Below are 2,453 nucleotides of genomic sequence, written 5' to 3'. Positions count from 1 at the left end.
CCCACCTCCAGCGCCGTGCGGCGGGCCCTGCGCCGGGCCCGCGACGGCGTCGCCCTGGACACCGCGGAGGCCGCCGTGCTGCTCGCGGCGCGCGGCGCCGACCTGCGCGACCTGTGCGCCTCGGCGGCCCGGGTGCGCGACGCCGGACTGGAGGCGGCCGGCCGCCCCGGGGTGGTCACCTACTCCAAAAAGGTGTTCGTCCCCCTCACCCGGCTCTGCCGCGACCGCTGCCACTACTGCACCTTCGCCACCGTGCCGGGCAGGCTCCGGCGCGAGGGCCACGGGATGTACCTCTCGCCGGACCAGGTGCTGGACATCGCCCGCCGCGGCGCGGCGCTCGGCTGCAAGGAGGCCCTGTTCACCCTGGGCGACCGCCCCGAGGAGCGCTGGCCCCAGGCCCGCGCGTGGCTGGACGCCCACGGCTACGACGACACCCTCGCCTACGTGCGCGCCATGGCCGTGCGGGTCCTGGAGGAGACCGGCCTGCTGCCGCACCTCAACCCGGGCGTCCTGACCTGGACCGACCTGCAGCGCCTCAAGCCCGTCGCCCCCTCCATGGGGATGATGCTGGAGACCACCGCGACCCGCCTGTGGTCCGAGCCCGGCGGCCCGCACCACGGCTCCCCGGACAAGGAGCCCGCCGTGCGGCTGCGGGTGCTGGAGGACGCGGGGCGCAGCGCCGTGCCGTTCACCACCGGGATCCTCATCGGCATCGGCGAGAGTCGCGAGGAGCGGGCCGAGTCGCTCTTCGCGATCCGCCGGGTGGCGCGGCAGTACCAGGGCGTGCAGGAGGTCATCGTCCAGAACTTCCGGGCCAAGCCGGACACCGCGATGCGCGGCATGCCCGACGCCGAGCTGGAGGAGCTGGCCGCGGCCGTCGCGGTGGCCCGGCTGGTGCTGGGCCCGTCCGCCCGCATCCAGGCGCCGCCGAACCTCGTCGAGGAGGAGTACGCGCTGCTGATCGGCGCGGGCATCGACGACTGGGGCGGCGTCTCCCCGCTCACCCCGGACCACGTCAACCCCGAGCGGCCCTGGCCGCACATCGAGGAGCTGGCGGAGCGCACCGCCGCCGCCGGGTTCGCGCTGCGCGAGCGGCTCACCGTGTACCCCGAGTACGTCCTGCGCGGCGAGCCCTGGCTGGACCCGCGGATCGTGCCGCACGTCACCGCCCTCGCCGACCCGGCGACCGGCCTGGCCCGCGAGGGCGCCTTGCCGGCCGGCCTGCCCTGGCAGGAGCCCGAGGACGGGCCGGCCGCCTCCGGCCGCACCGACCTGCACCGCGCCGTCGACACCGAGGGCCGCTCCGCCGACCGCCGCGGCGACTTCGAGGACGTCTACGGCGACTGGGAGGCCCTGCGCGAGCAGGCCGCCCCGCACGCCGTCGAGCGGTTCGACGCCGACGTCCGCCAGGCCCTGGCGGTGGCCGCCGACGACCCGGTCCGGCTCACCGACGACCAGGCCCTCGCCCTGCTGCACGCCGACGGCCCCGCGCTGGACGCCCTGTGCCGCATCGCCGACGACGTGCGCCGCGACACCGTCGGCGACGAGGTCACCTACTGCGTCACCCGCAACATCAACTTCACCAACGTCTGCTACACCGGCTGCCGCTTCTGCGCCTTCGCCCAGCGCCGCACCGACGCGGACGCCTACACCCTCTCCCTGGGGCAGGTCGCCGACCGGGCCGCCCAGGCGTGGGACGTGGGCGCCACCGAGGTCTGCATGCAGGGCGGCATCCACCCCGACCTGCCCGGCACCGCCTACTTCGACATCGCCCGCGCGGTCAAGGAGCGGGTGCCCGGCATCCACGTGCACGCCTTCTCCCCGATGGAGGTCGTCAACGGCGCCGCCCGCACCGGCCTGTCCGTCCGCGACTGGCTGCAGCAGGCCAAGGAGGCCGGCCTGGACACCATCCCCGGCACCGCGGCCGAGATCCTCGACGACGACGTCCGGTGGATCCTCACCAAGGGCAAACTGCCCGCCGCCACCTGGGTCGAGGTCGTCACCGCCGCCCACGCCCTGGGCATCCGCTCCTCCTCGACCATGATGTACGGGCACGTGGACACCCCCCGCCACTGGCTGGGCCACCTGCGCCTGCTGGCGGAGATCCAGCAGCGGACCGGCGGCTTCACCGAGTTCGTCACCCTGCCCTTCGTCCACACCAACGCCCCCGTCTACCTGGCCGGCATCGCCCGCCCCGGCCCCACCCAGCGGGACAACCTCGCGGTCACCGCCATGGCCCGCCTGCTGCTCCACCCGCACATCACCAACATCCAGACCAGCTGGGTCAAGCTCGGCGCGGAGGGCGCGGCCCGGATGCTGCGCTCCGGCGCCAACGACCTGGGCGGCACCCTCATGGAGGAGACCATCTCCCGGATGGCGGGCTCCGCCTACGGCTCCCACCGGTCCGTCCGCGACCTGGAGGCCATCGCGCAGGCCGCCGGCCGCCCGGCCCG

Annotated in this window: 1 protein-coding gene; it reads left to right on the top strand. The window is 75.4% G+C overall.

Annotated elements, in window-relative coordinates:
• A partial coding sequence (locus LO771_RS29915) for a bifunctional FO biosynthesis protein CofGH (protein WP_230748281.1) occupies positions 1 to 2,453 on the top strand: 2,453 nt, incomplete at both ends.

Source organism: Streptacidiphilus sp. ASG 303 (genome assembly GCF_020991365.1).
Lineage (GTDB): Bacteria > Actinomycetota > Actinomycetes > Streptomycetales > Streptomycetaceae > Peterkaempfera.
Note: the sequence above shows the minus strand (reverse complement) of the source record. Positions and strands in the feature narration are given on the sequence as shown.